This is a genomic window from Undibacterium sp. GW821-FHT11B02 (genome assembly GCF_058808955.1).
Genome location: NZ_JBXASD010000010.1, coordinates 68,220 through 90,422, shown reverse-complemented (window position 1 = coordinate 90,422; position 22,203 = coordinate 68,220). Strand labels below are relative to the sequence as shown.

The 22,203-nt window shown below is 50.5% G+C and carries 21 protein-coding genes and 1 riboswitch; of the genes, 8 read left to right on the top strand and 13 right to left on the bottom strand.

Going from position 1 to position 22,203, the window contains the following annotated elements; all coding sequences use genetic code 11:
- Positions 1–48 precede the first annotated feature (48 nt).
- From metF to AC1RVX_RS21125, 6 genes are all read right to left on the bottom strand, one after another.
- A complete protein-coding gene (gene metF, locus AC1RVX_RS21150) occupies positions 49–882 on the bottom strand; it encodes a methylenetetrahydrofolate reductase [NAD(P)H] (RefSeq protein ID WP_493218554.1) in 834 nt (277 codons plus the stop codon).
- Entirely contained in the window at positions 879–1,226 is a 348-nt protein-coding gene (locus tag AC1RVX_RS21145; protein ID WP_493218553.1) for a phage holin family protein, read from the bottom strand. The genes metF and AC1RVX_RS21145 overlap by 4 nt, the downstream gene beginning before the upstream one ends.
- A gap of 106 nt (positions 1,227–1,332) precedes the next feature.
- Entirely contained in the window at positions 1,333–2,760 is a 1,428-nt protein-coding gene (gene ahcY, locus AC1RVX_RS21140) for an adenosylhomocysteinase (protein WP_493218552.1), read from the bottom strand.
- Positions 2,761–2,785: 25 nt separating this feature from the next.
- Positions 2,786–2,860, bottom strand: a riboswitch (S-adenosyl-L-homocysteine riboswitch).
- A gap of 105 nt (positions 2,861–2,965) precedes the next feature.
- The gene (locus tag AC1RVX_RS21135) at positions 2,966–3,424 is read right to left on the bottom strand and encodes a GNAT family N-acetyltransferase (protein WP_493218551.1); all 459 of its coding nucleotides are present in this window, start codon (positions 3,422–3,424) and stop codon (positions 2,966–2,968) included.
- A gap of 48 nt (positions 3,425–3,472) precedes the next feature.
- Positions 3,473–4,015, bottom strand: a complete 543-nt coding sequence (locus AC1RVX_RS21130) for an adenine phosphoribosyltransferase (RefSeq protein ID WP_493218550.1) — start codon at positions 4,013–4,015, stop codon at positions 3,473–3,475.
- 32 nt (positions 4,016–4,047) lie between these two features.
- A complete protein-coding gene (locus tag AC1RVX_RS21125; RefSeq protein WP_493218549.1) occupies positions 4,048–6,030 on the bottom strand; it encodes a monovalent cation:proton antiporter family protein in 1,983 nt (660 codons plus the stop codon).
- A gap of 113 nt (positions 6,031–6,143) precedes the next feature.
- Between AC1RVX_RS21125 and AC1RVX_RS21120 the strand changes: the two genes are divergently transcribed.
- From AC1RVX_RS21120 to AC1RVX_RS21085, 8 genes are all read left to right on the top strand, one after another.
- Positions 6,144–7,184 (top strand): KpsF/GutQ family sugar-phosphate isomerase, encoded by a 1,041-nt coding sequence (locus tag AC1RVX_RS21120; protein ID WP_493218548.1) that lies wholly within the window; start codon positions 6,144–6,146, stop codon positions 7,182–7,184.
- Entirely contained in the window at positions 7,184–7,732 is a 549-nt protein-coding gene (locus AC1RVX_RS21115) for a KdsC family phosphatase (RefSeq protein WP_493218547.1), read from the top strand. The genes AC1RVX_RS21120 and AC1RVX_RS21115 overlap by 1 nt, the downstream gene beginning before the upstream one ends.
- Complete coding sequence (gene lptC / locus AC1RVX_RS21110) at positions 7,729–8,373, top strand: LPS export ABC transporter periplasmic protein LptC (RefSeq protein ID WP_493218546.1); 645 nt, start codon at positions 7,729–7,731, stop codon at positions 8,371–8,373. The genes AC1RVX_RS21115 and lptC overlap by 4 nt, the downstream gene beginning before the upstream one ends.
- A 27-nt stretch (positions 8,374–8,400) precedes the next feature.
- Positions 8,401–8,952 carry a lipopolysaccharide transport periplasmic protein LptA gene (gene lptA / locus AC1RVX_RS21105; protein ID WP_493218545.1) on the top strand — a complete coding sequence of 184 codons (552 nt, stop codon included), beginning with the start codon at positions 8,401–8,403 and terminating at the stop codon, positions 8,950–8,952.
- A complete protein-coding gene (lptB, locus tag AC1RVX_RS21100; protein WP_493218544.1) occupies positions 8,953–9,705 on the top strand; it encodes an LPS export ABC transporter ATP-binding protein in 753 nt (250 codons plus the stop codon).
- Positions 9,706–9,716: 11 nt separating this feature from the next.
- A complete protein-coding gene (locus AC1RVX_RS21095; RefSeq protein WP_493218543.1) occupies positions 9,717–11,204 on the top strand; it encodes an RNA polymerase factor sigma-54 in 1,488 nt (495 codons plus the stop codon).
- Positions 11,205–11,312: 108 nt separating this feature from the next.
- On the top strand, positions 11,313–11,660 hold the full coding sequence (gene hpf, locus AC1RVX_RS21090; protein ID WP_422989213.1) for a ribosome hibernation-promoting factor, HPF/YfiA family: 348 nt from the start codon (positions 11,313–11,315) through the stop codon (positions 11,658–11,660).
- Positions 11,661–12,264: 604 nt separating this feature from the next.
- Entirely contained in the window at positions 12,265–13,359 is a 1,095-nt protein-coding gene (locus tag AC1RVX_RS21085) for an enoyl-CoA hydratase/isomerase family protein (protein WP_493218542.1), read from the top strand.
- Between the two features lie 67 nt (positions 13,360–13,426).
- On the opposite strand, the gene AC1RVX_RS21080 is transcribed toward AC1RVX_RS21085, so the two are convergent.
- The 7 genes from AC1RVX_RS21080 to aroKB form a co-directional block, all read right to left on the bottom strand.
- A complete protein-coding gene (locus AC1RVX_RS21080) occupies positions 13,427–14,155 on the bottom strand; it encodes an ABC transporter ATP-binding protein (RefSeq protein ID WP_493218541.1) in 729 nt (242 codons plus the stop codon).
- A gap of 10 nt (positions 14,156–14,165) precedes the next feature.
- Positions 14,166–16,115: a branched-chain amino acid ABC transporter ATP-binding protein/permease gene (locus tag AC1RVX_RS21075; protein ID WP_493218540.1), complete on the bottom strand. Its 1,950-nt coding sequence runs from the start codon at positions 16,113–16,115 to the stop codon at positions 14,166–14,168.
- Between the two features lie 9 nt (positions 16,116–16,124).
- Positions 16,125–17,015, bottom strand: a complete 891-nt coding sequence (locus AC1RVX_RS21070) for a branched-chain amino acid ABC transporter permease (RefSeq protein WP_493218539.1) — start codon at positions 17,013–17,015, stop codon at positions 16,125–16,127.
- A gap of 141 nt (positions 17,016–17,156) precedes the next feature.
- Positions 17,157–18,314, bottom strand: a complete 1,158-nt coding sequence (locus tag AC1RVX_RS21065; protein WP_493218538.1) for an ABC transporter substrate-binding protein — start codon at positions 18,312–18,314, stop codon at positions 17,157–17,159.
- Between the two features lie 340 nt (positions 18,315–18,654).
- The gene (locus AC1RVX_RS21060; protein ID WP_493218537.1) at positions 18,655–19,356 is read right to left on the bottom strand and encodes a DUF4197 domain-containing protein; all 702 of its coding nucleotides are present in this window, start codon (positions 19,354–19,356) and stop codon (positions 18,655–18,657) included.
- A 60-nt stretch (positions 19,357–19,416) separates the two neighbouring features.
- Complete coding sequence (locus AC1RVX_RS21055) at positions 19,417–20,568, bottom strand: deoxyguanosinetriphosphate triphosphohydrolase (RefSeq protein WP_493218536.1); 1,152 nt, start codon at positions 20,566–20,568, stop codon at positions 19,417–19,419.
- A gap of 5 nt (positions 20,569–20,573) precedes the next feature.
- Entirely contained in the window at positions 20,574–22,199 is a 1,626-nt protein-coding gene (aroKB, locus tag AC1RVX_RS21050) for a bifunctional shikimate kinase/3-dehydroquinate synthase AroKB (RefSeq protein WP_493218535.1), read from the bottom strand.
- Positions 22,200–22,203: the final 4 nt, after the last annotated feature.

Sequence of the window (22,203 nt, the reverse complement as noted above, 5' to 3'; positions counted from 1 at the left end):
TGTCTTCCGGGGATTTTTTTCAGAGATAGTTTTTCGATCTCTTTTTAATCAGTTCTGAACCAGTCTTTGCCAGATCGCTGTGGTAGCCGCCGCCTGATTCAACGAATAGAAATGCAGACCAGGTGCGCCACCTGCCAACAGGCGTTCACACATGGCAGTCACCACATCCAGACCAAAGGCTTTGATGGAGGCAGTGTCATCACCATAACTGAGCAGTTTCAGACGTATCCAGCGCGGTATTTCTGCGCCGCACATTTCAGAAAAACGTTGCAACTGTGTGCTATTGGTGATGGGCATGATGCCAGCCACAATAGGTGCTGAGACACCTGCCTTGCGCGCTTCTTCGACAAAGCGGAAGTAAGCATCAGCATTATAAAAATACTGGGTGATAGCGGCATTGGCACCGGCATTCATCTTGCGCACGAAACTATTCAGATCGTCTTGCGGCGAGCGTGCCTGCGGATGCATTTCAGGATAAGCCGCCACTTCAATATGGAACCAGTCACCAGTCTCGGCACGGATAAATTCAACCAGCTCATTAGAATATCGGAATTCACCACCCATGCCATACCCGCTGGGCAAATCACCACGCAAGGCGACCAGGCGGTGGATGTCGTTTGCTTTGAATTCATTCAATATGGCACGTATCGATTCTTTAGTGCCACCGATGCAGGACAGATGCGGCGCAGCATCATAGCCTTCACGACGAATCTCAATCACGGTATCAAGCGTACCCTGCTGTGTGGTACCACCAGCGCCGAAAGTGACAGAAAAATATTTGGGTTTAAGTTCGGCCAGTTTGGCTCGTGTTGCACGCAGCTTTTCCGTGCCTTCCTCCGTCTTGGGCGGGAAAAATTCTATGCTGAAATCAGGCGTCTTCATTTTTGTTGTTGCAACAATAAGGTCGAAAGTGTCCAGGAAATCACGCTGTACAACAAGGCACCACCCACCGCGGCCCAAAAGCCGGTAACGTGGAAGCCATTTACCACATTTGCCACGCCCCAGAACATCAGGCCATTGATGACAAAGATAAACAAGCCCAGGCTTAATACCGTTGCAGGCAGCGTGAGTATCAATATGACAGGACGGATGATAGTATTCACCAGGCCAAGCACCACAGCCACCACCAGTGCAGTAACAAAGCTGTCGATTTTCACCGACGACATCAGATAAGGGATCGCCAGCAAAGCCAGCGCATTAACCAACCAGGTTGCCAGTAAACGCATATATGCTCCTGTCTGTAGATTGTTAAGGCTACCCAATATTGGAGTGCAGCCTCATTGCATCTATCCGGACTTGCCCTTGGCAAACCCGGATAGATTCTCAAGGTGATTAATAACGGTAGTGATCAGCCTTGTAAGGGCCTTCTTTTTTCACACCGATGTAAGCAGCTTGTTCATCCGTCAGCACACTCAATTGCGCATTAAGTTTTTTCAATTGCAGACGGGCGACTTTTTCATCCAGATGCTTAGGCAAAGTGTAGACGCCCACTGGATATTGCGCTGTATTGGCAAACAATTCGATTTGCGCGATAGTCTGATTGGCGAAAGAAGAACTCATGACATACGATGGGTGGCCAGTACCGCAACCCAGGTTCACCAGACGACCTTCTGCCAGCAAGATGATGCGTTTGCCGTCAGGGAGAATCACGTGGTCAACTTGTGGTTTGATGTTTTCCCAGGTGTATTGCTTCAGAGCGGCAACGTCGATTTCATTGTCGAAGTGACCGATATTGCAAACGATGGCCTGGTCTTTCATCTTCAGCATGTGAGCATGGCTGATGACGTGGTAGTTGCCTGTGGTCGTCACGAAGATGTCACCATGTTCAGCCGCATATTCCATGGTCACGACGCGGTAGCCTTCCATCGCTGCCTGCAGTGCGCAGATAGGATCGATTTCGGTGACCCAAACCTGGGCAGACAGGGCGCGCATGGCTTGGGCAGAGCCCTTGCCTACATCACCGTAACCAGCGATAACAGCAACCTTGCCAGCGATCATGACATCTGTTGCACGCTTGATGCCGTCTACCAACGATTCGCGGCAGCCATACAGGTTGTCGAACTTGGATTTGGTGACGGAATCATTGACATTGATGGCCGGGAAAGCCAGTTTGCCATCTTTGTGCATTTGATACAGGCGATGCACGCCAGTGGTCGTTTCTTCTGTCACACCTTTGATTTGCGCCAGGCGTTTGGAATACCAGGTGCCATCGACAGCCAGATGTTTTTTGATGGCATTGAACAGGCAGATTTCTTCTTCTGAACCTGGATTGGCCAGCACAGAAATATCAGATTCTGCACGTGTGCCCAGATGCAGCAGCAACGTGGCGTCACCACCATCATCAAGAATCATGTTGGAATAGCCGCCGTCTTTCCATTCGAAAATACGGTGAGTGAAGTCCCAGTATTCATCCAGGTTTTCACCTTTAAAAGCAAATACTGGCGTGCCGCCGGCAGCAATCGCTGCCGCTGCGTGATCTTGGGTCGAATAGATATTGCAAGATGCCCAGCGCACTTCTGCGCCCAATGCCAGCAGTGTTTCGATCAACACGGCTGTCTGAATGGTCATGTGCAGGGAACCAGTGATACGTGCACCCTTCAGTGGTTGAGCAGCAGCGAATTCTTCACGGATAGCCATCAGGCCAGGCATTTCTGTTTCAGCAATGCGAATTTCTTTACGGCCCCAGTCAGCCAGACTGAGATCAGCAACGTAAAAATCCTGGGAAGTGGTGTTTGATGTACTTGTAACGACGGCGTTCATCACGCCCTCCTTTCTTATGAAAAAAGTAACGTGAGCGCGGTTGTGGATATTCCAAGCCTGGCAAAAACTTGTAGTTTTCGTCGCAACGCTCCTTGGAAGATTTGAAGTATAGCGCAGCTACAGTTTTTTTTGCTGATTTCTTGCGTTATCAAAGAAATCAGAGAAATGCTGCTCAATAGAAATTTTTGAGGCCGCTTATTTCCTTTTAATTCTTTTTCAATTCTTTTTCGAAGCACACTGCCTCTGCCTTACCCACATATTTACCAAAATTGGGGATGCGGTAATAGCCATGTTTTTCATAGAAGGCGACAGCGCGCTGGTTGACCAGGCGTGTTTCCAGACGCAGCTTGTGATAGCCATATTCTTTGGCAGCACCTTCAAGATACGCTAGTACGGCATGGCCCACACCCGCTACCTGTGCATACATGCGCTTGACTTCAGCCACGCCCTCGCCCATGGGACGAAAAGCGCCGCAACCCACCGCCTTACCATCGGCATCGCGCGCCAGCACAAACAGCGCACCGGGCACACGAACATCTTGCATATCAAAGGAAGAACGCCCACTGTCACCCGTGATAATAGCCAGGCTGGCGGACAGTTCATCCAGCAAAACCGCAGCCTCGGGCAGGGACGGGTCAACTGCCGTGATATGAAGCAATCTCATGCGAGTGAAGGCTTGCGACTTATTTGCTATTTATTTGCGATTTATTTATCAATGGCCTTCAAAATTACATACCGTATACAGAGGCAAGCCGCTGTCACGGATGATTTTTGAACCACCCAGCTCCGGCAAATCTACAATAACTGCGCCTTCAACCACAGTCGCCCCCAGGCGCTCCAGCAATTTCTTGCCTGCCATCATGGTGCCGCCCGTGGCAATCAGGTCATCAATGAGGACGACGCGGTCGCCTTTTTTGCAGGCATCAGAATGCAATTCCACTGTCGCGCTGCCATATTCCAGCTCATATTGTTCAGAGACTGTATGGAAAGGCAGCTTGCCTTTCTTGCGAATAGGCACAAAACCCAGGTTCAATTCATACGCCAGTACAGAACCAATGATGAAGCCACGCGCATCCAGACCAGCCACAACATCGAGCTTTTCATCCATATAACGATGCACAAACATATCAATCAGTACGCGGAACACTTTAGGGTTTTGCAACAGCGGCGTGATGTCCCGGAACATGACGCCTGGCTGTGGCCAGTTCTCGACGGTACGAATATGTTCTTTAATGTACTCTGATGGATTAAACATCAAGCATGTCCTTCAAATTGAAAAATAACCCGCTATTTTAACAGCCGCTGCTCTGCTCTTGCGACTGCTTCGGAAGTTCCCCTGACCACCACCACGTCGCCATTCTGCAAAACAATTTCATCTTCATGATCCAGCCTGGTCTTGCCGCGCCGTATAGCCTGGATGTCCACCCCCAGCTCACCCAGTTTCAAGTCTCTCAGATGTAGTCCCAGAGCCTTGGCTCGCTCGGTCAGCACCACGGTATGCAGACGTATCTGCATGTTTTCCGGGCTGTCCGCTGCGTCACTGGCACCATGGAAGAAGCCACGCAGGGATTCATAACGAGCGTCCCTGGCTGCCTGCACCCTGTGTACCACGCGACGCAAAGGCACGCCTAGCATGACCAGCGCATGGGACGCCAGCATCAGGCTGCCTTCCATCAACTCTGGCACTACTTCGGTGGCACCGGCAGCCCTGAGTTTTTCCAGGTCAACATCGTCATGGCTGCGTACAATGACGGGCAGGCTAGGATTCATTTCATTCACGAAATGCAATATCTTCAGCGCCGATGCAGTACTGGTATACGTCACCACCAATGCCGCCGCACGGTTGATACCAGCCGCCAGCAAACTTTCGCGCCGTGCTGCATCGCCATAGGATACGTTGGCGCCAGCAGTCTGGGCTTCACGTATACGGTCGGGGTCCAGATCCAGCGCATGATAGGCAATATTTTCTTCAGTCAGGATGCGTGCCAGGCTCTGGCCGCTGCGGCCAAAGCCTGCAATGATCACATGTTTTTTGGTTGTCATGGTGCGCGCTGCAATCTGCGTCAGGGCCAGGGATTGCATCATCCATTCATTGGCCGAGAATTTCATGACGATGACATCTGACTTGGCCAGGATAAACGGGGACGCCAGCATGGAAATCACCATTGACGCCAATATCAATTGCACCAGCAAAGGGTCTACCAGTTGCAAGCCCCCCGCCTGGTTCAGCAAAACGAAGCCGAATTCGCCCGCCTGCGCCAGTCCCAGTCCCGTGCGCAGGGCAACACTGGTGGAATTACCAAATGCCCTGGCCAGGGCAGCGATAAGTACCAGCTTCAATAATACCGGGCCAGTCAGCAGCAACATGACCAGCCAAAAATGCTCCATCACCAGACGCACATTCAACAACATGCCAATAGTGATGAAGAACAAACCCAGCAACACGTCGCGAAAGGGTTTGATATCTTCTTCCACCTGATGCCGGTATTCGGTTTCGGAAATCAGCATGCCTGCCACGAAAGCCCCCAGAGCCATGGACAGCCCCGCCTTGTCGGTCAGCCAGGCGGCGCCAAGAGTAACCAGCAAGAGATTTAACATGAACAACTCTTGTGAACGCCGCTTGACTACGATGCTGAACCAGGTACGCATGATTTTTTGCCCGACCACCAGCAACAGAACCAAAACCACGATGGCCTTACCGCTTGCCAAAGCAAGGGTTTTTGCCAGGTCAGGGGATTTTGATGCCAGTGCTGGCACCAGAATCAGCAGAGGTACAACAGCCAGATCCTGGAATAGCAATACGCTGATGATTTGTCGTCCGTGCAGGCTTTCCAGCTCCAGCCGCTCTGTGAGCATTTTTGACACAATGGCAGTGGAAGACATGGCCAGCGCACCACCCAGCGCGAATGAAGCTTCCCAACTGATTTTGAATAAAGGTGGCAACCAGCGGCTGGCTATCCAGCCAAACAGCATGCTGGTCAAGATGGTCACCAGCACCTGCGCCATCCCCAACCCAAACACCGCCTTGCGCATGGCCATCAGTTTGGACAGGGAAAATTCCAACCCTATCGAAAACATCAGGAACACTACGCCAAACTCAGCCAGTTCATGGGTGACGGCGCTTTCTTCCGCCACTCCCAGGCCATATGGACCAATCAGAATACCAACGACCAGGTAACCAAGCATGGGCGGCAGTTGCAACATGCGGAAACCGACCACGCCCATTACGGCGGCTGCCAGCAATAATAATGTAGTGTCTAGACCTGTCATACTTACTATTATTGCCGATTTATCGCGTCTGAAACCTGCTTTGGGGCAAACAATATTCACTACGTTACAACTGGCAGAGTTCTTGCTTTGCAGATTTCGTTTATACTGCGGGCATGAATGAATTCAATGCCCCATCCTCTCGCGACCATGTTGCACCTGTGCGCACGACTGAAGCTGCGCAACGTGCTCTGAAACTGGCACGCGAAACCCTGCAAATCGAGGCCGATGCCCTGCTTGCATTGCAAAAGCGCCTGAGTAATGGTGACGCTGCTGGCTTTTCTGAGGCAGTGTATATGTTGTTAGCTTGCCACGGTCGCGTGGTGGTCTCAGGCATAGGCAAGTCTGGCCATATCGCCCGCAAGATCGCCGCCACTTTTGCCTCTACTGGCACGCCGTCCTTTTTCGTCCATCCGGCAGAAGCCGCGCATGGTGATCTTGGCATGGTGACACCTCAAGATGTATTTATTGCCATTTCTTATTCTGGCGAAGCATCTGAATTGATGTCCATCCTGCCCATCATCAAGCGCCTGGGTGTCAAACTGATCGCCATGACTGGCAACCCGGAATCCAGCCTGGGGAAACTGGCCGATGTACACCTGAATCTGCATGTGGCAAAAGAAGCCTGCCCACTGAACCTGGCACCAACTGCCAGTACCACGGTAACGCTGGCGCTGGGTGACGCACTGGCCGTTGCCGTACTGGACGCACGTGGTTTTCGCGAAGAAGATTTTGCCCGTTCCCACCCCGGTGGCTCACTTGGCCGTCGCTTGCTGACCCATGTCAGAGATGTCATGCGCACTGGTGATGCCATACCTCAAGTGACGCCAGATACCGGCCTGAAAACTGCGCTGCTGGAAATCACCAAAAAAGGCATGGCGATGACCGCCGTGGTGGATAAAGATCAACATATTGTCGGCATTTTCACCGACGGTGACCTGCGTCGCCTGATGGATGGCACACGTGACTTCACACAATTACAGATTGCCGAAGTCATGCATGACAATCCGCACCGCATACGGCCAGAACAACTGGCTGTAGAAGCAGTAGAAATTATGGAAACCCATCGCATCAATCAATTGCTGGTGGCAGATGAACAGGGCAAACTGGTCGGTGCACTGCATATTCATGACCTGACAAGAGCCAAGGTAATCTGATGGAACAGGCTAAACAAACTGCAACCCATATTGCAACAATAAACGCAGCCAACATTCAGCTCATGATATTTGATGTGGATGGCATACTCACTGACGGCAGCCTGCATTTCGGACCGGAAGGTGAAATGATGAAGACCTTCAACGTGCTTGACGGCCAAGGCATCAAACTATTGCAACAGGCTGGCATTGCCACGGCTATCATCAGCGCCAGGCAATCACCAATCGTCAGCAAGCGCGCCAGTGATCTTGGCATTACCCACGTGCGTCAGGGCATACACGATAAAAAATCAGCCTTCCTGCAACTGATAGCAGAACTCAATATTGCAGAGAAGTCTTGCGGCTTCATCGGTGACGACATCATCGACTTGCCAATACTGATGCGCTGCGGCTTTTCTGCCAGCGTACCGAATGCCCATGCCGAAGTCAGGCAAAGAGTGAACTACGTCACAGCTGCCATTGGTGGCAAAGGTGCCGCACGCGAAGTCTGCGACTTCATCCTGCGTGCCCAGAACAAATATGACAAGGCGATTGGGGCATACCTGTCATGAAACATCACATGACCATAGACCGCTTTCGCATCTGGCTGGCGATCATTCTGCTGGGTGTCATTACCCTTGGTACCATTTGGGTCATGGAACTAATACGCCGGAATGCGAATGACGAACAAAACCGTTCGTCGGCACGTTCTGCACCGGATTATTATGTGGAAAATTTCAATTTTATCCGGCTATCGAATAATGGCAAGGCGAATTACCACATCACCGGCCAGCGCCTGATCCACCTTCCGCGCACGGACAATATAGAAATCCAGCGCCCACAAATTAATAGCTTTGATGTAGATCGTCCGCCTTTGCACCTGCTGGCTGACCTGGCTGTGGTGTCACAAAAATCTACGGTTACCACCCCCAAACGTGAACATGATGAAGTGCGTCTGTATGACCATGTCAGCATGGAAAGGCCCGAAGGCCTCAGCTCACAATTCATGCGTCTGGAGACCAGTTATTTGTTGCTGCTACCTGACGATGACATTGTCAAAACCGACAAACCCATTATTGTAAAAACGGGAAAAGTGGACACCACCGCAGTCGGCATGGTGGCCAACAATTCCACCCAGCATCTGGCCCTGTTAAGCAAGGTGCACATACATTTAAAGAAGCGTGACCCTGAGCCCCCTACACCATCCAAATAGAGAAAGCGATATTTGCCAATGAAACAGATGAAATTGACACGCTCCCTTACCCAGTGTCTGGGGCTGGCCGGCTTTGTTTTTATCCATACACCAGCAAGCGCAGAAAAAGCTGACAGCTTCAAGGAAACCACGATAGAAGCCGGCTATTCTGAAAGCGATGGAAAAAACAGCGTACGTATCTTATCCAAAGGTGTGCAACTGATACGCGGTACGCTAATAGTGAACTCTGAAAAAGCCGTCGTCACCGAAGCACCAAATGGTGACCAGTTTGTGGTACTGACTGGTGGTGTCGGCAAAAAAGTCAGCTTCCGGCAAAAACGCGATGGCGGCCCCGATCTGTGGGTAGAAGGCGAAGCCGACCGTGCTGAATACAATCAGACAACAGAGATCGTCAAATTCATCTCCAAAGCCAAAGTGCGCTACCTGGAGGGCAAAAAGGTCACTCAGGAACAGGAAGGCGAATACTTGTCCTACGACAGTAAAAATGATATTGCCATCGGTACCAATTCAACCACTGGTCAGCATGTAGACGGTGCTGGCCGCGTCAAAATCACCTTGCAACCCAAACAGACCAATTAAATGAGTGCCAAGCCTAGTACCTTGCTCGTCAAGGGATTGCAAAAACGCTATGGCGCGCGCCAGGTGGTGCGCGATGTATCGCTGGAAGTGAAAAGTGGTGAAGTGGTTGGCTTGCTTGGCCCGAACGGTGCCGGTAAAACCACCTCTTTCTACATGATTGTTGGCCTGGTGCCATCCGACGCCGGCGATATCACTATCGATGATGTCAATGTCTCGCAACTGCCTATACACCAAAGGGCCGTGCTTGGTTTATCGTACCTGCCTCAGGAAGCTTCCGTTTTTCGCAAACTGACGGTAGAAGACAATATCCGTGCTGTGCTGGAATTACAAAAAGATGCCAACGGAAAATTTCTTTCCGAAGATGCCATCACCAACAGGCTCGACGCCCTGTTGGCCGATTTACAAATTGAAAAGATCAGGGAAAACCAGGCGCTGTCGCTGTCAGGTGGCGAACGCCGACGTGTAGAAATTGCCCGTGCACTGGCTACCAATCCGCGTTTTGTCTTGCTGGACGAGCCCTTTGCCGGCGTTGACCCGATTGCCGTAATCGAAATCCAGCGTATTGTGCGTTTTCTCAAGGAACGTGGCATCGGCGTGTTGATTACCGACCATAACGTACGTGAAACCCTGGGCATCTGTGATCATGCCTACATCATCAATCAGGGGGCAGTACTGGCCAGCGGCAAGCCGGATGACATCATACAAAATGAATCCGTGCGTCGCGTCTATCTGGGGGAACATTTCCGGATGTGACGGGAATCATCATGAAACAAAGCCTGCAACTACGTACTTCCCAGCATCTGGCATTGACGCCTCAATTGCAGCAATCGATACGATTGCTGCAATTGTCCACATTGGAATTGCACCAGGAACTGGAAACCCTGCTCATAGAAAATCCCATGCTGGAGCGTGTGGATGACCCGCTGGACCATGCCGTACGGCTGTTGGCCGACGGTGCCATCAATACCAGCAGCACAGCGGCTGATGCCGGCATGGAAGCACCCGCCGTACGAGATGAAAGCAGTAGCACTGCCGAGCCGCAAGGTGAAACGGACACCGCCATCAGCAACGAGGCAACCAGCGCCAGTGAAGATGACTGGAGTTTTGATGATGTGCATCACGGCAGCAAGAGCAGTGACGATGAAGATGGTCGCCCGCAACTAGGTGCCGCCCACATCACGCTGCGAGAACATCTGCAAGAACAAATGCGCTTGAACCTGCGCGAACCCCGTGACCGCGCCCTGGTCGAGCTGATGATTGACGCCATCGACAACAATGGCTACCTGACGGAAACCCTGGAAGAAATCCATGCTAGCCTGCCACTGGAATTATGTGTCGAACCAGAAGAGCTGGCGTTTGCCTTAAACATGCTACAAAGCTTTGACCCGGCAGGTGTGGGCGCTCGCACACCTTCAGAATGCCTGGCCCTGCAAATCAAGCGTTTGCCAAAAGTTGCTTTCGTGACACGCAGGCTGGCGTTGCAAATTGTTGAAACGCAACTGACCTTATTTGCACAAAGAGATTTCACCAAACTCAAGAAAATTCTTGACTGTGATGACGAAGATTTGCGCGACGCACAAACTGTCATCAGGCTATGCAAACCCCGCCCTGGCATCGACTTTGCGGTCGATGAATCTGATTATGTTGTGCCGGATGTTATCGTCAAGAAATCAGGTAATGGCTGGCAAGTCATGCTGAATCAGGATGTTATGCCCAAATTGCGTGTCAGCAGCATGTATGCCAACATCATGAAGCAAAATCGTGGTGAAGGTGGGTTGGGCTCACAGCTGCAGGAAGCGCGCTGGCTCATCAAGAATATGCGGCAACGTTTCGACACCATTTTGCGCGTTGCACAAGCGATAGTTGAAAGACAACGCAATTTTTTCACGCACGGTGCTGTTGCCATGCGCCCCCTTGTTTTGCGCGAAATTGCTGATACACTAGGATTACACGAGAGCACTATCTCACGTGTAACAACTCAAAAATACATGCTGACCCCTCACGGCATGTTTGAGTTGAAATACTTTTTCGGCAGCCATGTCGCGACGGAAACAGGGGGAGAAGCATCTTCCACCGCGATACGCGCACTCATCAAGCAGTTGATAGGAGCAGAAGACCAGAAAAGCCCACTCTCTGATAGCAAAATTGCAGACATGCTGGGTGAACAGGGCATGGTAATTGCCCGACGGACAGTTGCCAAATACCGTGAAGCCCTCAAAATCCCCCCAGTGAGTTTGCGTAAATCTTTGTAAGCAGTCCTTGTAATCACGGTTTGAATTGCTATATATGATTTAGCTCAAGGCAATAAGACAGCAATGAGCTTATCGTTACAGCAAGCAACATCACTATAGGAGCACAGTATGAATCTCACCATCAGTGGACATCACGTCGAAGTAACTCCTGCAATTCGTGAATATGTACATACCAAACTAGAACGTATCAGGCGACATTTCGACCAGGTCATTGATATCGCCGTCATCCTGACGGTGGACAAGCTCCGGGAAAAGGAAAAACGACACAAAGCCGACATTAATTTGCATATCAGTGGCAAAGATATTCATGTTGAAAGTCTGGCTCATGATCTGTATGCAGCGATTGATACGCTGGTAGACAAACTGGATCGTCAGGTCATCAAGCACAAAGACAAGATTCAGAACCATCAGCACGACGCCATCAAGCACATACCTGATCCGGCATCGGCTTCATAAGACTTACCACCCCTGCCTTCGGGTTGCGGGTATCCAAAACAAGGACGCGAAAAGCGTCCTTTTTTGTTGGGTGCAGGGTTTGAAATAAATCATATATTTAATTCACTAAATTGATTGCTCTCTGACAAGCTGTGCACATATTACTGTAACTCATAGGTGGTCAGGAATATGGCGGGCGCTCCAAAGTCATTTGTTACCTCCCATACTTTGATGAAAACGATTGCTCTTTGTAGATACAAGCCGGGTCTCGGCCCGGCGGCCGAGATACTTTCTTTTGCTTCGCCAAAAGCAAGTATCCAAAGAAAAGGCGACCGCAGACTTGCCCTTCGGGTGCTTACGCTATGCTTCAGCACAATTTGTGCATCCCAAAAAATGGGAAAGCTTCGAAACTCGCCTTCGGCTCAAACACGAAGCTTTCTGATCCATTTTCTGTGAAGCACAAATTGCTACGTCCCAAGCGGTTTAAAGTCAAAAAACAACCCCAAAATCAAAACCACGACCAAGCGTTCGTCACACGATTTCCATATATGATCATGCGCTCCGTGACGCGCATCTCTGACAAAGCTAAAATAACAGCTTCATCCTCTCCCTATAGTCAATCACCATGAGCGAATTTGTCCTCACTTCTGTCAAGAATAACATCGGCTACATCACCTTGGACCGGCCAAAAGCCTTGAACTCATTGTCACTGGAGATGGTGCGTGCGCTCACCACGAGCTTACTGGCCTGGCAAGAAGATAGCAATGTGCGTGCAGTGCTTATCCATGGCAGTAGCGAAAAAGCCTTCTGTGCCGGCGGCGACATCCGTTTCTTTTATGACGTGGGTACTGCAACACCCAAAGGTGATTCGGCCTTACTGGAAGATTTTTTCACTGAAGAATATGCACTAAATCATTTAATCCATTTCTATCCCAAACCTTATATCGCGCTGATGAATGGCGTGGTCATGGGTGGTGGCATGGGTATCGCCCAGGCAGGCAGTGACAGCCGCCTGCGCATCGTTACAGAACGTACCAAGATGGCGATGCCGGAAGTGAATATTGGTCTGTTCCCGGATGTTGGCGGCGGTTACTTCCTGTCACGTGCACCAGGGCAGATAGGTACTTACATGGGTTTGACAGGTGAAATCATCAATGCCGCAGATGCACTATATGCTGGGCTGGCCGACGTATTTATACCTACCTCAGAAATACCTGCATTGATGCAACTTCTGGAACAAAGTACCGCCTCCGATTTGCAAACGGCAATCCGCGAATTTGCTGCCCCGTATGCCAGCCAGGCAGCGCCAGACCAAAGCAGATTAGCAGCAAACAGATCAAGTATTGATACTCTGTTCAGCGGAAACAGTGCTATCGAGATCAGCAAACACTTGCAGCAAGACACATCTGAATTTGCACAGCAGGCGTTTGCCATCATGCAAAAACGCTCTCCACTTTTGATGTCCGTCACACTGGAACAACTGCGACGCAGCGCCAGCATGACCGTATCCGATTGCCTGCGCATGGAAAGAAACATAGTGCGCCATTGCTTTAAACACGGCGAAGTGCTGGAAGGAGTACGTGCCTTGGTGGTGGACAAAGACAACACACCGCGCTGGTCACCCGCTACGCTTGCGGAAGTGACGGCAGAACAAGTGTCAGGATTTTTTTCAGAAGTATGGCCAACGCACGCACATCCTTTGCGTTACTTGAATGGCTAAACAGAACAAATTTGATTGAATGAAAAAGGGAAGCATTGCTTCCCTTTTTTATCTGAGTTCGATCACATCAATGATGCGCACCGCCACCCAAATACGCTGCTTTCACAGCCGGATCATTTTGCAGATTGGCCGCCGGTCCATGCACTGATATGCGACCGTTTTCCAGTACATAACCATAATCTGCCACGGCTAGGGCTGCAGCAGCAAATTGTTCAACCAGCAGCATGGTAATGCCCTGCTCTTTCAATCGTACAATAATGCGGAAAACTTCATCCACCAATATCGGTGCCAAGCCCATGGATGGCTCATCCAGCAAGACCACGTCAGGATTGAGCATCACCGCTCTGGCCATGGCCAGCATCTGTTGTTCACCACCGGACAATGTACCGGCCAACTGATTGCGGCGTTCTTTCAGACGTGGAAATAATTCCAAGGCTTTTTGCAGGTCAGTTTCTATATCGCCGCGTGGGCGACTTCTGGTAAAACGTGGAAAGGCACCCAGCAACAAATTGTCCGTCACCGACATGGTAGCGAATACACGCCGACCTTCTGGTGAATGCGCCAATCCGGCGCGGGCAATCTTGTGAGAGTCCATCCCGGTCACATCTTTACCTGCCAGCATGACTGAACCTTCTTTCGGTTTCAGCATGCCAGAAATAGCGCGCATGGTCGTGGTTTTTCCGGCGCCATTTGATCCTATCAGGGTCACCACTTTTCCCTTTGGTACTTCAAGAGAAATACCGTGCAAGACTTCCACCTTGCCATATGCTGCATGTAAATTTGAAATATTCAACATGATGTTCTCCTTATGCAGCGACAATGTCGGCTGTATCTGCAATACTGCCACCAAGATAAGCCTCTATCACTTTGGGGTCAGTCTGCACCGCAGCCGGTTTGCCTTCGGCGATTTTTTGCCCGAAATCCAGCACCGTCACGATGTCGCAGATGGACATGACCACATCCATATGATGTTCAATCAGGATGATGGTAATACCGTGCTCACGTATCTTGTGAATGATGGCGATCAATTCCTTGATATCCGGTGCGGTCAAACCAGCAGCAGGTTCATCCAGCAACAGTAATTGCGGATTAAGGCCAAGCGCACGCCCTATTTCCAGCAGGCGTTGTTTACCATAAGGCAGATTGCGTGCCTCTTCATTTGCCAGATCAGCCAGGCCGACAAAATGCAGCAGGCTGGCAGCTCTTTCGCGCGCCTGACGTTCTTCCCGCATGTAACGAGGCGTGTGCAGCATGACATCCAGCACATTGCTGCGGAAGGTATTGTGCAAGCCTACCAAAATGTTTTCAGTCGCCGTCATCTCACCAAACAATTGCACGTTCTGGAAAGTGCGGGCAACACCACCAAGGGCGATGGCAGATGGCGTATTGCCGGAAATGACGTGACCACCAAATTCAACCACACCATCAGTAGGTTGGTAGATGCCGGTCAGCACATTCATCATGGTGCTCTTGCCAGAGCCGTTAGGCCCGATCAAACCATGCACTGTGCCTTTGGTAATTTGCAAGTCCACCTGGTTCAGTGCCTTCAGGCCACCAAACTGCATCAGCACTTTTCTGGCAGTCAGCAAGACACCCACTCTGGTTTCACTGGCCTTCATGATGGCAGCGTCATTGCTGACATTTGCATGACTCGCATCCAGATGTACATGACCAGGACCATTGCCGAGCAGACTGTTCACAAAACCTACGATACCGTCCTGCAGGTAATACACGACAAACAAAGTCATCAAACCAAAGATGGTCAGACGCCAGTCAGTAATGTTTTCCAGCTTGTAAGAAAACAAGGCCATGGCCACTGTTGCACCTACCGGCACCAGCATTTCCCTTACTGTCTTGCGTTGTTTGACAATCGCGGCACCACCGGCAAGAACAGCAACAACGGCAGCGACACTGGCGATTTTGCGGAACAGTTCTATATCCGCCAGCAACGATGGCAGCATGACCACGATCAGGGCACCCAGCAATGCGCCACTGCGGGTTTTGCGCCCGCCCATGATTACAGCAAGCAGGAACATGAGAGTCAGTTCAAAGTTGTAGGTATTCGGAGAAATATATTCTTCTGAATACGCATACAAACTACCCGCCAAACCAGCCAGAGCGGCGCTGATAACGAAGGCAATCACTTTGTAACGATATACCGACACACCCATACAGTCTGAAGCTATCGGACTGTCACGCAGGGCCTGAAAAGCACGCCCCAGATGCGAACGCAAAATACGATGGACTACAATCAGCGCCAGCACCATCATCACCGCGACAACATAGTAATAGTCTACCTCGCTGAGCTTATAGCCCAACACGACAGGCTTGGTCAGCTTGATCCCCATAGGACCTTCGGTCAGAAAGGTCATTTCATTGATCAGGATCGTGATGATGGTCCCAAACGCCAGCGTCACCATGGCCAGATAAGGCCCGGTCACACGCAACGCAGGCAGGGCCAGCAAGGCACCAAATACCGCCGTCACGCCGATACTGCAAGGCACAGCCACCAGGAATGGCAAGCCCAGTTTAAATACCAGCACGCCCGTGGTATATGAACCTATGCCAAACAAGCCGGCATGGCCAAGTGATACCTGACCGGTATAGCCCACTACAATATCCAGACCAAACAGCAAGATCGCATAAATAAGTATGGTTTCAACCAGATGCAGGTAATAAGGATTGTGCATGACAACCGGAAACAGGCCTAGTGCAGCAATCCCGACAATGGAAATAATCAAGGTCTTTTTATTCATGATCTGGCCTCACACTTTCTTGATGGCGGCTTTGCCAAACAAACCTGCCGGCTTGATCGCCAATACCAGCAATAGCAATACCAGGCCAGGCACTTCCTTGTAGCCGGTAGATACATAAAAGCCCGTCGTGGTTTCGGCGATGCCCAATATCAAGCCGCCGACGATAGCACCGACGCCAGATGTCAAACCACCGATGATCGCCACCGCAAATGCCTTCAAACCAAGGGCAGAACCCATGGTGGCACCGGTCAGTGTCAGCGGTGCCACCAGTACACCGGCAAAAGCCGCAGTAGCAGAAGACAGCGCGTAGGAAAAGGTAATGACCATGCTGGTATTGATACCCATCAAGCCTGCCGCATCCCTGTCATTCGACGTAGCAACAACCGCTTTGCCGTAGATGGATTTGCGGTTGAAAAACTCTACCGCCAGCATCATTGCCAGCGCCCCCAGTACCACCACCACCTGCATGGGTTGTACATTGGCACCGAATATCTGGAACGGTGTTGCAGACAGTGGCGATGGGAAGGTCAGGTCATCCTTGCCCCAGATATTTTCTGCAACATTTTTGAAAATAATGGCGAGCGCGATGGTGGACATGATCCAACCAAATTCGGATTTGATCTTGATTGCGGGACGCACACCTATCCATTCCACCACCATGCCCTGCAAGGCGCCGAAGACGATGACAATAGGTACCATCAGCCAATAATTCATGTACGGGCCACCGTGCACATTGCCGACAACACTAAGGCCAACCAGGGCACCCAGCATCAGCGCTTCGCCCTGACCAAAATTGAGCGTACCTGAAGTAGCAAAAGTCAGTTGATAGCCAAAAGCGATGACCGCGTAGATCATCCCCAGGGCGATACCGCTGAAAACAAGTTGAAGTAAGATATCCATTTTCTCTATCCAATGGAGTGCAGTTCACCGGCCAGCCCGGTATCAACCCGGGCCAGCAAATAAACTGACTGACTGAAAAAAGGTCAGCTCCAGAGGGGAGCCAACCGTTAGACTACAGAGTGCGAAGAGTGTGTCTGTGCCTTACTTGGCAAGAACGATATGACCACCCTTGGCTTCACCCATAACAGGGATACCTGGCTTGATGGCTTCATGATCATCATGTGTGAAAGGCTTGTTGTAAGTGGTAACAACGCCTTCGACTTTTTCATTCAGGTTTTCCAGCGCTTCACGCACTTTCACGCCATCTGTACTGCCCGCCTGTTTGAATGCCGCTGCCAGCAGATAAATGGAGTCATAGCCCTGGGCTGCAGAAACAGCAGAAGGCATACGCTCCAGCTTGTACGTCTTCTGATAGGCTTCGATAAAGGCTTTGCGCTTAGGTGTATTTGGGTCTTGAATAAAAGTTTGAGGCATCATAGCGCCATCACCATTTTTGCCGGCATTGTCGAGGAAGTTCCCCATGGACAGCGTCCAGCTACCAATCATCGGTACTTTCCAGCCGAGTTTTTCCATGCCGTTGGCAATCTGCGCCAATTCAGGGCCGATACCATAAGTCAGAATAGCTTGCGCACCGCCTTGTTTGGCCTTCAGCAACTGGGCCGTCATATCCACATCCTTGACATTGAACTTTTCTACCGCGACTGGCTTGATACCTTTTGCGTTCAATACTTTTTCCAGATCTTCACGGCCAAGCTGACCATAATTGGTGGAGTCAGCAAGGATGGCGACTTTGGTGAATTTGTTTTTAGTGATTGCTTCGTCAACAATCATTGCCGACTGTATGGTGTCGCTGGCGGCAGTACGGAAAATGTAGTTATCCTTGTGTTCAGGCGCGAGAAATTGCTTTGTGACTACGCTGCCCGTCGCTACATTATTCAATACCGGGATTTTGGCTTCCTGATAAAAGCGCTGTGATGCAAGTGCCACACCTGTGTTGATATAACCGACGGTAGCAGCTACTTTTTCTTTATTGATGAGCTCTTGTGCGACCTGTACACCACGCTCATTTTTGGCTTCGTCATCGCGTTCTACCAATTGCAACTGGCGGCCAAGGACGCCGCCTTTGGCATTGATTTCGCTGACAGCCAGTCTGACACCGTCACGCATCGATACACCCATGGGTGCAGAGCCCCCAGTGAAGGGGCCTGCAACACCAATCTTGATCGGTTCAGCTGCATTGGCAACAGCCACCCAGCTCAATAATGCGGACGCAACGAGGGATTTGATTTTGTACGACATGATGGTCTCCTGATTTATTTTTGGTTGGTAGTTCAAAAAGCGAATTGATGAAATACGGCACCAAGTTATCAGGAAGTGATCAACATGTTGAATATTGCGATACTTAAGTAATACTACGCAACATCAAGCTAGCGAAACGAAGACCGGTGCCGAATAAAATTTAACGATACCCGGCAAGCCTTATGTAGCAAGGCTTGCCAGCCTTTATTGCATTTTTAATATCGCACTTTGCGATGAAAAAATAGTTGATTCAGTATTTTTTTTCACGCATCGAGTGAATATTTTTCACTCATTTATAACATAGCTATCGTTTATACAACATACATAAACATTGCCTCAACTATTTGAGCAGGCCAAATACCTTGCTGATAGCCTTGCTGCCCGCACCAATCGGGTCTTTGCGTATGGCTTTTTCTTCTTCAGCGATCATCAGGAACAAGCCATCCATGGCTTTTTGAGTGACATATCCCTCTACCGTTGCTTCTTGCTGGGAAACGGCACCGAATTTTTGCGCCTGCCCCATGATGCTATTGTATTTTGCCGACAAACCTGCCTTGTCCGTCACGCCCTTGACCATGGGTAAGAATTTGGCACTGAGAGGTGCTGCAGTTTTTTCCTTGAAAAAATCTGTTACGGAAGTCTCACCTCCTGTCAAAATATTTTTGGCATCAGTCAGTGTCATGGATTTGACGGCATTGACCAGCAAAGGTTTGGCCATGGGGACTGCAGCTTCAGCTGCCCGGTTCATGGATACCACCAGTTCGTCAAGCTGCTGTCCCTTACCAGTCATTTGCAAGATGGGGCGGGCTTTTTCCAATATCGAAGGTAATTGAATTTTGACTTTGTCATTATTCAAAAAACCGTTTTCCACACCAAGCTTACTGATTGCCGCTGCCGAGCCTTTATCCAGCGCAGCTTTCAGGCCGGTGCTGGCATCCTGGTTACTTAAGTCAGCAAATGACAACGCGTAGGCCGCCCCGGCAGTACCAGCGACTGCAATAGTTAATACAAGACGGGCACACAAGGATGAGATGGAAGACATGTTTTTTCCCAAATAAAAAAGGGCCTATGATAGCCCGGATTTGATAGCCCATCTTCAGATTCAAATTTCATCGACCATGAACAAGCGGCGGTGCTCGCGCATGGCATAGCGATCGGTCATACCGGCGATATAGTCAGCAATTTTTCTTACCTGCAACCGAAGATGTTCTTCTTCTGGCAATTCCCGCTTTACCTGGTAGTCTGGCGGCAACAAATTCGGTTCCTGGAACATGGCCCCGAATAATTCACTAATGGTTCGCCTGGCCTTGAAGGTCATGCGATTGACCTGATAATGCCGGTACAGATTTTCAAACAAAAATTGCTTCAGTGCCTGAGCTTCCTGATACATGGGTTCGGAAAACGCAATCATTCTTTCCATTTCACGCACCTCATCAACGCTGTCCGGCGCACACTCGCGGATTTTTTGCGCCGAAGTCTGTATCAGATCAACGATGAGGGTATTGATCATGCGGCGTATGGTTTCAGAGATTGCGCGCCGTCCGTTGATGCCGGGATAACTGGCATCCACAATGGTGCGATGGCGGGCATAAATATCCAGGTCCAGCAACTGCGCTTCCTGCAACAGGCCGGAGCGCAAGCCATCATCAATGTCATGATTATTGTAGGCGATGGCATCGGCCAGGTTGGTCACCTGGGCTTCCAGGCTGGGCCTTTTCTTTTCAATAAAGCGCAGGCCAACATCGCCAAGCAATCTTGCATTAGTCACGGAGCAATGCTTTAGTATGCCTTCCCGCGTCTCAAAGGTCAGATTCAAGCCATCAAATGCGCCGTAGCGCTCTTCCAACTGATCGACCACCCTCAGGCTTTGCAGATTATGTTCAAAGCCGCCAAATGCCTTCATGCAGGCATTCAGCGCATCCTGGCCGGCATGCCCAAAAGGGGTATGCCCCAGATCATGCGCCAGCGAAATGGCTTCGACCAGATCTTCATTCAGGCGCAGGTTACGGGCGATGGAACGCCCTATCTGGGCGACTTCCAGGCTATGGGTCAGGCGGTTGCGGAATAAATCGCCTTCATGATTGACGAAAACCTGGGTCTTGTATTCAAGCCGGCGAAAGGCGGTGCAATGAATAATACGGTCACGGTCACGCTGATATTCACTGCGTGAAGAGGACGCCTCTTCAGCGTAACGCCGACCTCGGGTGCTGGCAGATTGTGCTGCATAGGGAGCGAGGTGAGCGTCAGAGAACATAGTCGTCAGTGAGAAATACAGCTACGCAGGGTTTGTAGCAGGATATCCTGGGGAACGGTAGTAATGACAGCCTGGCCCAGCGGTTTCAACAAGATGAATTTGATTTTTCCACCTTCATTTTTCTTGTCGACTTCCATCAATTCCAGCCAGCGCTGTTCTCCAAGGTCTGGTGCTACGCTAGGCAAACCTGCTGCTTCCACCAGTTGCTTGATGCGGGTCTTGCTGACGTAATCCATATATCCAAGGCGGCAAGACAGGTCTGCTGCCATCACCATACCACAGCCAACAGCTTCGCCATGCAACCACTTGCCATAACCCAGGCCAGACTCAATGGCATGGCCGAAGGTATGGCCGAAATTCAAAATAGCGCGCAAGCCACCTTCACGTTCATCCTGGCGTACAACATCCGCCTTGATTTCACATGACCGCAAAATGGCATGTGTCAGGGCCGCTGGATCCTTGGCACGCAAGGCTGCCATATTGGCTTCTATCCAGTCAAAAAAAGCGGCATCGATAATCGCGCCATGCTTGATCACTTCTGCCAGACCAGCCGACAATTCCTTATCAGGTAAGCTTTGCAGGGTACTGATATCGGCAATCACCGCCTGTGGCTGGTAAAAAGCACCTATCATGTTTTTGCCCAGCGGGTGATTGATACCCGTCTTGCCACCAACCGATGAATCTACCTGTGATAACAAGGTAGTCGGAACTTGAACAAAAGGTACGCCACGCATATAGGCAGACGCGGCAAAGCCTGTCATGTCACCTATCACACCGCCACCCAATGCCAGCAAGGTGGTTTTTCTATCGCATTTCTGTTCCAGCAGAGCATCGAAAATCAGCATCAGGCTGGCCCAGTTTTTTTGTTCTTCGCCATCTGGCAAGACAACTGATACCACTTCCTTGCCAACTGCCCGCAGGCTTGCTTCCACTCCAGCCAGATAAATAGGAGCAACCACAGTATTGGTCACGATGACGATACGCTTACCCTTGATCTGGGATTGCAGGAACAGGCCATCAGACAACAAGGCCGAACCGATAGAAATGGGGTAACTACGCTCCCCTAAATCAACATTCAAAACCTTGCAAGAGGAAGTATTTTCGTGAGACATAGTTTGCTTTGTACTACCATCTGTCTCGTTGCCCAGGTAATGCTGCGGCAACTTATCCAGTATGGACTGCACTAAAAATTGGACGTTGGGCCGTCCGGTTTCAACAACCAGATGGGCAACTTCCTGATATAAGGGATCACGCTGGGCTTCTAACTCTTCCAGCTTTTTGCGGGGATCACCGGTGCGCAATAAAGGCCGGTTTTTATCGTGCCGGGTACGTTGCAATATGCTTTGTATACCAGCGCGCAAATAAATAACGGTGCCGCGCTCATGCAAAAACTTCCTGCTTTCTGCATTTAACACGGCACCGCCACCTGTAGCCAAAACGATATTTTCCTGTGCCGTCAAATCACGGATGGCATCCGCTTCACGCTGACGAAAACTGGCCTCGCCCTCGATCTCGAATATCACGGGAATAGAGACACCGGTACGCGCCTCTACTTCGTGATCAGAATCAATAAATCGCTTATTAAGTTTTTTTGCCAGGGCCCGGCCAACCGTGGTTTTGCCGGAGCCCATCAGG

Bases quoted from the DNA above. Each gene is read 5' to 3' on its own strand.
- AC1RVX_RS21135 (WP_493218551.1), bottom strand. From the start codon at position 3,424: ATGAGATTGCTTCATATCACGGCAGTTGACCCGTCCCTGCCCGAGGCT.
- AC1RVX_RS21125 (WP_493218549.1), bottom strand. From the start codon at position 6,030: ATGACAGGTCTAGACACTACATTATTATTGCTGGCAGCCGCCGTAATG.
- AC1RVX_RS21075 (WP_493218540.1), bottom strand. From the start codon at position 16,115: ATGAATAAAAAGACCTTGATTATTTCCATTGTCGGGATTGCTGCACTA.
- AC1RVX_RS21080 (WP_493218541.1), bottom strand. From the start codon at position 14,155: ATGTTGAATATTTCAAATTTACATGCAGCATATGGCAAGGTGGAAGTC.
- AC1RVX_RS21145 (WP_493218553.1), bottom strand. From the start codon at position 1,226: ATGCGTTTACTGGCAACCTGGTTGGTTAATGCGCTGGCTTTGCTGGCG.
- AC1RVX_RS21095 (WP_493218543.1), top strand. From the start codon at position 9,717: ATGAAACAAAGCCTGCAACTACGTACTTCCCAGCATCTGGCATTGACG.
- AC1RVX_RS21070 (WP_493218539.1), bottom strand. From the start codon at position 17,015: ATGGATATCTTACTTCAACTTGTTTTCAGCGGTATCGCCCTGGGGATG.
- aroKB (WP_493218535.1), bottom strand. From the start codon at position 22,199: ATGGGCTCCGGCAAAACCACGGTTGGCCGGGCCCTGGCAAAAAAACTT.
- lptA (WP_493218545.1), top strand. From the start codon at position 8,401: ATGAAATTGACACGCTCCCTTACCCAGTGTCTGGGGCTGGCCGGCTTT.
- lptB (WP_493218544.1), top strand. From the start codon at position 8,953: ATGAGTGCCAAGCCTAGTACCTTGCTCGTCAAGGGATTGCAAAAACGC.
- AC1RVX_RS21085 (WP_493218542.1), top strand. From the start codon at position 12,265: ATGAGCGAATTTGTCCTCACTTCTGTCAAGAATAACATCGGCTACATC.
- AC1RVX_RS21130 (WP_493218550.1), bottom strand. From the start codon at position 4,015: ATGTTTAATCCATCAGAGTACATTAAAGAACATATTCGTACCGTCGAG.
- AC1RVX_RS21115 (WP_493218547.1), top strand. From the start codon at position 7,184: ATGGAACAGGCTAAACAAACTGCAACCCATATTGCAACAATAAACGCA.
- metF (WP_493218554.1), bottom strand. From the start codon at position 882: ATGAAGACGCCTGATTTCAGCATAGAATTTTTCCCGCCCAAGACGGAG.
- AC1RVX_RS21065 (WP_493218538.1), bottom strand. From the start codon at position 18,314: ATGTCGTACAAAATCAAATCCCTCGTTGCGTCCGCATTATTGAGCTGG.
- hpf (WP_422989213.1), top strand. From the start codon at position 11,313: ATGAATCTCACCATCAGTGGACATCACGTCGAAGTAACTCCTGCAATT.
- ahcY (WP_493218552.1), bottom strand. From the start codon at position 2,760: ATGAACGCCGTCGTTACAAGTACATCAAACACCACTTCCCAGGATTTT.
- AC1RVX_RS21120 (WP_493218548.1), top strand. From the start codon at position 6,144: ATGAATGAATTCAATGCCCCATCCTCTCGCGACCATGTTGCACCTGTG.
- AC1RVX_RS21060 (WP_493218537.1), bottom strand. From the start codon at position 19,356: ATGTCTTCCATCTCATCCTTGTGTGCCCGTCTTGTATTAACTATTGCA.
- lptC (WP_493218546.1), top strand. From the start codon at position 7,729: ATGAAACATCACATGACCATAGACCGCTTTCGCATCTGGCTGGCGATC.
- AC1RVX_RS21055 (WP_493218536.1), bottom strand. From the start codon at position 20,568: ATGTTCTCTGACGCTCACCTCGCTCCCTATGCAGCACAATCTGCCAGC.